The sequence below is a fragment of the Thiocapsa sp. genome, from assembly GCF_011390875.1.
In the GTDB taxonomy this organism is placed as follows: Bacteria; Pseudomonadota; Gammaproteobacteria; order Chromatiales; family Chromatiaceae; genus Thiocapsa.
In genome coordinates this window covers 1-6,637 of sequence record NZ_JAABRP010000225.1, presented here as the reverse complement: position 1 = coordinate 6,637, position 6,637 = coordinate 1, and the positions used below count along the sequence as shown (strand labels likewise).

Sequence of the window (6,637 nt, the reverse complement as noted above, 5' to 3'; positions counted from 1 at the left end):
TCTACTGCCCGGAGTGTCGGGCCGATGCACGACTCCTCCACGACGCTCGCCCGATCCCTTTCGGCGGTTCGAGCCGCTCCATCCACTGAAGACACGCACCGCGGCGTCGGCGGTTACGACCTCGGTCGGACCCGACGCGGCGTGCTTGTCCGCGCCATCGATCCGTATCTGCCCCCGGAGATCGACTCATGCACCCGACCTCACCGACCCCCAAGACCATTGTCCTGACGGCCCTGGCGATGATCGCCTTCGCCACCAACGCGCTGCTCTGCCGCATGGCCCTAGGCGAGGGCATGATCGACGCGGCGAGCTTCACGCTGATTCGGCTCGGCTCGGGCGCGCTCGTTCTTCTGCCCTTGGTGGTCCTGGCGAGACGTGTAACGACGACCGCTCGGCCCGACTGGATCGCGCCCGTCGCCATGTCGGTCTACATGATCTGCTTCTCCTTCGCCTACCTCGCACTCGGGGCCGGGACTGGTGCACTGATCCTGGCGGGCTCGATCCAAATGACGATGCTGATCGCCGGCCTGCGCTCGGGCGAGCGGCTTCGGCCCGCGGGCTGGATCGGACTCGGGCTTGCGGCGACCGGGCTCGTCCTGCTGGTCGCACCCGGGGCATCGGCGCCCCCGCTCGGCAGTGCGCTCTCGATGACGACCGCCGGCATCGCCTGGGGGGTCTACTCACTGCGCGGGCGCGGCAACACCGATCCCCTACGTGCGACGGCCACGAGCTTCGTTCTGGCCTTGCCGCTCGCCGCGCTGGCCGGTCTTCCCTTCTTGGGTGACGTGCACCTCTCGGTCACCGGTGTCGGGTTGGCGCTCGTCTCCGGCGCGGTCGCCTCGGCACTCGGCTATGTGATCTGGTATCACGCCTTGCCCGGACTGACCGCGACGACCGCCGCGACCGTTCAGCTTTCGATCTCGGTGCTGGCCGCGACCGGCGGGGCGTTCCTCTTCGCGGAGGCCGTCACCGCGAGGCTCATCGGATCCTCGGCCGCCGTACTCGGCGGCCTGGCACTGGTCTTCCGTCAGCAGGGCGCGGCGCGCTCGCCGGCCCCGATTCACCTGGGTCGCGAACCGGCACCCCGGCAGGGTCCGAACGGCGAACGCGCGAGCCCTCGGCGTCTGCCGACTCGCCCTTCGTCCACGCCGCCACTCCGACCGGAGCCGATTGGTTGACTGCTATACTTTCCTCACGCAAGCGGACTTGGAGTCCTTGATGAGCGCGGAGTCGTCCTGCCCGCGGGCAGACGACCGACCGCCGATCGCCGACAACCCGCGGGGCAACCCGATGAACGACACAGCGCTTGAATCCCCGGTCGTGCTCGTGGTCGACGATGACCCGGAGGTGCGCGACCTGATCGAGGACTATCTCTCGGGACAGGGCTACCGGGTCCTGTGCGCGCCGGATGCGGGCACCGCCCGCGGATTGCTCGAGACGCACGCGCCCGAGGTCGTCCTCCTGGACGTGGGGCTGCCGGGCGAGGACGGGCTCACCCTCGCCCGCTTCATCCGGGAACGCCTGGACATCGGCATCATCATGGTCTCGGGCGCGGGAGAGACCCTGGACCGGATCGTGGGTCTCGAGGTCGGCGCGGACGACTATCTTGCCAAACCGTTCGATCTACGCGAGCTGAAGGCCAGGCTGAAAGGGATCTGTCGTCGGTATCGGCGAACCGCACACCGGTCCGCCGATGCGACGCTCCCCGCCGAGGGCGAGACGCGACGCATCGCCTTGGGACGCTGCCGGCTCGATCTCGATACCCGACAGCTCTTCGATCTGGACGGCGCCGAGCTGCCCTTGACCTCGATGGAGTTCGAGCTGCTCAAGATGTTCGTCGAGCGTCCGAACCGTCCGCTGACCCGCGACCAGATCCTCTCCATCACTCAGAATCGCGATTGGAACCCCTACGACCGCAGCATCGACATCCGCATCGCCCGCCTGCGGCGCAAGATCGAGCTCGACCCCGAGCATCCGGCGCTCATCCGCACGGTCCGGGGTCACGGGTATATGTTCGTCCCCGCCAAACCCGCCTGAACCGGGTGTCGACAACGATTAAGGTTTTTCATTACTTTAAACCGCGCCGGCTCCGACAGGTGTCGGAGCTGGCACGGCCAAGCCAATCCAACAAACGACGCATACCGCATCGGGCGCGGTTTAGGCGGTGTGTTTCAGTTTTGTATCCTTTGTCGCCCCTTTGTGAAGCTGCCGTTGATCCCGTTTGTCCGGTGCTAGACTCCGCGCAAGAGATCCGATCCCATCCGGAACCGGAGTCGCTCAACCATGCGGGCACACGATATCGATCAGGCATCCGACCACTCGCGCGAGGAGCACGACGGGCAATCGACACTCGCCTATTCGCTCCGTCTGTCCGGGTCAGGTTCCGCGCCAGAGTGCGGGCCAGAGTGCGGGCCAGAGTCCGAGCCAGAGTCCGAGCCAGCACCCGAGCCACCGCCCGCGTCGGACCTCACGGACCGACACACCCGCGAGCGGATCGAGCAGGCCCTCCGGCATGTCGCCCTCGGGGTCTGCGCAGCCAGTGGCGAGACACTCTTCCAGACCATCGTCGATTCGCTGACCAAGACCCTCGGGGTCGACATGGCCTTCATCAGCGAGCTGCCGGCCGGCTGCGACACCCATGTCGGCACCCGTGCGGTCAGCGATCGGGGACAGCCCATGCCCAACCTGGAATACGGGCTGGCCGGCACACCCTGCCGACGGGTGCTGGACGAGGGCTTCCAGTTCGTCGGGGCGGATCTCTCGCGGCATTTCCCGGGCGACACCATGCTGAGCGACCTCGGCGCCGTCGCCTACGCGGGCTATCCCCTCCTGGACTCGGCCAAGCGCCCCATCGGTCTGGTCGCACTCCTGCATCGGAAACCCTTGACCGACCCCGGGCTGATCGAGGCAGTCCTGCAGATCTACTCGGTCCGGGCCGCGGCCGAGCTCGATCGACAGCGCTCGGAGGCGAGCTATCGCGCCATCTTCGAGGCCGCGGAGGACGCCATCTTCGTTCACGACCTTGCCACCGGGGCGATCTGCGATGCCAACCCGGCGGCCTGCCGCATCTACGGCTATTCGCACGAGGAGATGCTCCGGCTCAATCCCGCGCAGCTCTCGTCCGGCATCCCGCCCTACGATCACACCGGTGCCGCCCGCTGGATCGGGTTGGCAAGCGCCGGCGAGCCGCAGCGCTTCGAATGGCACCGTCGCAACAAGGACGGCAGCCTGCATTGGGACGAGGTGACCCTCAAACGCGCCACACTCGGCGGCATCGATCGACTGGTCGCCATCACCCGCGAGATCACCGAACGCAAGCGCATCGAAGAGACCTTGAGGGCCACGGTCGAGGCCGCGCTCGACGCTGTCATCGGCATGGACGGTGCCGGCAAGGTCATCGCCTTCAATCCGGCCGCGGAGCAGACCTTCGGCTATCGCCGCGCAGAGGCGATCGGAAGACCGCTGGCCGATCTGATCGTCCCCGAGCGCTTTCGCGACGCCCACCGCGCGGGGATGGAGCGCTATCGCCAGGACGGCCATGGCCCCATGCTGGGGCGGCGCGTAGAGGTCATCGCCTGTCGCGCCGACGGCAGCGAGCTGCCCGTCGAGCTTGCCATCGACCGGGCGCAAGGACCGGAAGGCGATTTCTTCGTCGGCTATCTGCGCGACATCACCGAGCGCAAGCTCGCCGAGGAGGAACACGCCCGACTCGAGGCACAGCTGCGCCAGGCCCAGAAGATGGAAGCGATCGGCCACCTCGCCGGCGGCATCGCCCACGACTTCAACAACATCCTGACCGGCGCCATGGGCTATGTGACCCTGGCCCAGGAGCTGACGCGCGACCGGGGCGACGCCAAGCTCGACCGGTATCTCGACCGCGCCCAGCGGGCGAGCCAGCGCGCCCGGGACCTCATCCAACAGCTCCTCACCTTCAGCCGCGGCCGGCGCGGCGACCCGCGCCCGCTCGACCTGGCTCCCTTGGTAAGCGAGACGCTGCGCCTCCTGGGCGCAACCCTCGCCGCCGAGGTCGAGATTGAAACCCATCTGCCGCTCGGCCTGCCCCAGGTGAATCTGGACCCGATCCAGGTCGAGCAGATCCTCGTCAATCTCTGCATCAACGCGCGCGACGCCATGTCGGGCAGCGGACGTCTGGAGATCGGCCTCGGCCGCGAGCATCTCGGCGGCACCGTCTGCTCCTCCTGCCGCCAAAAGGTCCGGGGCGACTTTCTGGTCCTGCAGGTGAAGGACACGGGATGCGGGATCGACCCCATGCACCTTGATCGGCTGTTCGAGCCCTTCTTCACGACCAAGCCGAGCGGCCAGGGCAGCGGCATGGGGCTCGCCGTCGTGCACGGCGTAGTACACGAATACGGCGGTCATCTGTGCTTGGAGAGCACACCCGGCGAGGGGACCCGCTTCCGGGTGCTCTTTCCGCCGATCTCGACGGACGACACCCGGGTGCCGGATACGCGATCGATAAACCCGGACCCGACAACCGCGCCGGTCAGACTGCAGGGCCGCGTCCTCCTCGTCGACGACGACGACCTCGCCGGCGGCCTGATGCTCGACTTCTTGGAGGATCGCGGCCTCGACGTCGTCTTTGCGATGAATGCAGAGGAAGCCCTCGCCGCCCTGTCCACCGCGTCGGAACCCTTCGATCTACTCATCACCGACCAGGCCATGCCGCGGATGACGGGGCTGGAGTTGGTTCGACGGGTACGTCCGATCAACCCCGATCTGCCGATCATCCTCTATACCGGCAACGCCGATGCCCTCGATGCCGAAGAGGTCGAAGCCGCCGGTGTTCGTTCCTTGGTTCGCAAGCCGGTGGACGTGGCAGCGCTGGGCGAGTTGCTGAGGGACCTGCTGGCTTGAATCCGGAAGCGCGATCCTCAAGCGGCGAGACGTCTTCTATGGCTCGGAACCGTCCCCGGAACCGGGGGTAGTGCGGCCGGGCAAGGCCGCACTGGGCCTTTCCTTGCGTCTCGGACAATCCGCCTCATAATATGACCATAGAAAGGTTCATTAAATGAGGCGCTTTATGTCTGTTCCCGCCGAACTGCTCTCCGAGGTCATCACGGAGCAAGGGCTGATTGCGACGGATCGACTGGCCGACGTGCTGCATATCACCAAGACCGAGCTGGCCAAGGCGACCGGATTATCCCGTGACGCGGTATCCAAGCGTGATCGGCGCGAGGCACGTCAGACCCAGACGCGGCTGCGCGACACCGTGGAGATCATCAATCGGGTCACGAGCTGGACCGGCTCAACCGGACGCGCGTTCGCCTGGTTTCGTTCTCAGCCGCTCCCGTCGTTCGGCGACAGAACCGCCGAGGATCTGGTCAAGGATGGCCGCGCGCAGGCCGTCAAGGATTACTTGTCGCGAGTCGCCGAAGGCGGCTACGCGTGACGGAGGCGCCGCCGACGCGTTCCTTCGTCGGTGTGGTCTATCGCGCCCACAATCCGCGCTGGGCCTTCGCGCCGACCTCCGGAGACGGAGCGGCACGCCATGGCGGTCGCTTCAACCCGCGAGGAACCACGGCTCTCTATACCTCGCTCGATCCCAAGACCACGTGGATGGAGGCCCAGCAGGGACTGCCGTTCAAGGCGCAACCCATGACCCTGGTCGGCTATCGCGTGCGCTGCGAGCGGATCATCGACCTAACCGCTCCGGCCGTACTCGCCGCCTGCGGAGTCGATGACGCGACGCTGGCCTGTGCTTGGGAGGACCTGGCCTCGCGTGGCCGAATCCCGCCGACCTGGTCGCTCGCCGAGACATTGATCGCCGCCGGCTGCCATGGTGCCCTCGTACCCAGCTTCGCACCCGGCACAACGCGGGCTGAACGCAACCTTGTCCTCTGGCTTTGGTCCGACGTTCCGCCCTGCCAAGCACTGGTCATCGATGATTTTGGACGCTTGCCGAAGGACGATGCCTCCTGGGTCTGAACCCGCGAGACTTCATTTTTCCGGCATACATCATCCAACGCCACTTCCGTCGCCGGGCCAGAAAAGAATAAAGAGGAAAAGAGAATAAGGAGCCAGGTCCGTCGGGTAGCAGGGTCAGTTTATTCACAACGGCAACTCGCCCTGCCCTGCAACGTCGGCCGATAGCGGCTCGTCCTGCTTCCGCGGCCTGCCCCGCTTGCGCAATTCCCGGCGCTGGCCGGTCATCGCTTCGATCTCCCGATAGAAGCGATCATTGCCGACGGGCTGGTCTTGGTTGAGCGCCAGCCGCAGAGCGCCGAGCAGTTGGTCGTCGAGCGCTCCGCCGAACAGCTCCCGATAGGCGGCACGGCGCGCCTCCTCGTCATCGCCGAGTCCGAGGTAGAGCGGGTGCGGCGTCAGCAGCAGATGGACATGGTTGGTCATCAGCACGTAGGCGTGCATCCGACAGCGCTCGCGCACCAGTGCCTCGTGCAGCCAACCGAGGTAGGCACGCCGATCTTGGTCGTCGAAGAAGCACGCCGCGCGGTTGTGCCCGCGCTGCACGATGTGCAGCGGCAAGCCGTCAATATGGATGCGTGTGCGGCGGGGCATGGGGCGCAAGCATAGTAGAAAGTGAGCCTGGCCCCTTTTCCCCATCGCCGCGAAGAGGCGATCGGAAAACCACTGGCCGATCTGATCGTCCCCGAGCGCT

Annotated in this window: 6 protein-coding genes; 5 read left to right on the top strand and 1 reads right to left on the bottom strand. The window is 66.6% G+C overall.

Annotated features, from left to right (window positions below):
- Positions 1 to 188 precede the first annotated feature (188 nt).
- The 5 genes from GPT33_RS15720 to GPT33_RS15700 all read left to right on the top strand — a co-directional run bounded on the left by GPT33_RS15720 (position 189) and on the right by GPT33_RS15700 (position 5,946).
- Positions 189 to 1,178: a DMT family transporter gene (locus GPT33_RS15720; protein WP_296810679.1), complete on the top strand. Its 990-nt coding sequence runs from the start codon at positions 189 to 191 to the stop codon at positions 1,176 to 1,178.
- Between the two features lie 40 nt (positions 1,179 to 1,218).
- Complete coding sequence (locus GPT33_RS15715) at positions 1,219 to 2,037, top strand: response regulator (RefSeq protein ID WP_296810678.1); 819 nt, start codon at positions 1,219 to 1,221, stop codon at positions 2,035 to 2,037.
- Between the two features lie 246 nt (positions 2,038 to 2,283).
- Entirely contained in the window at positions 2,284 to 4,875 is a 2,592-nt protein-coding gene (locus tag GPT33_RS15710) for a PAS domain S-box protein (RefSeq protein ID WP_296810676.1), read from the top strand.
- Positions 4,876 to 5,041: 166 nt separating this feature from the next.
- Complete coding sequence (locus GPT33_RS15705) at positions 5,042 to 5,410, top strand: antitoxin Xre/MbcA/ParS toxin-binding domain-containing protein (protein WP_296810673.1); 369 nt, start codon at positions 5,042 to 5,044, stop codon at positions 5,408 to 5,410.
- Entirely contained in the window at positions 5,407 to 5,946 is a 540-nt protein-coding gene (locus tag GPT33_RS15700; RefSeq protein ID WP_296810671.1) for an RES domain-containing protein, read from the top strand. The genes GPT33_RS15705 and GPT33_RS15700 overlap by 4 nt, the downstream gene beginning before the upstream one ends.
- 123 nt (positions 5,947 to 6,069) lie before the next feature.
- Here GPT33_RS15700 and GPT33_RS15695 read toward each other — a convergent pair.
- The coding region (locus GPT33_RS15695) for a transposase (RefSeq protein ID WP_296810668.1) at positions 6,070 to 6,637 on the bottom strand (568 nt) is incomplete at its 5' end.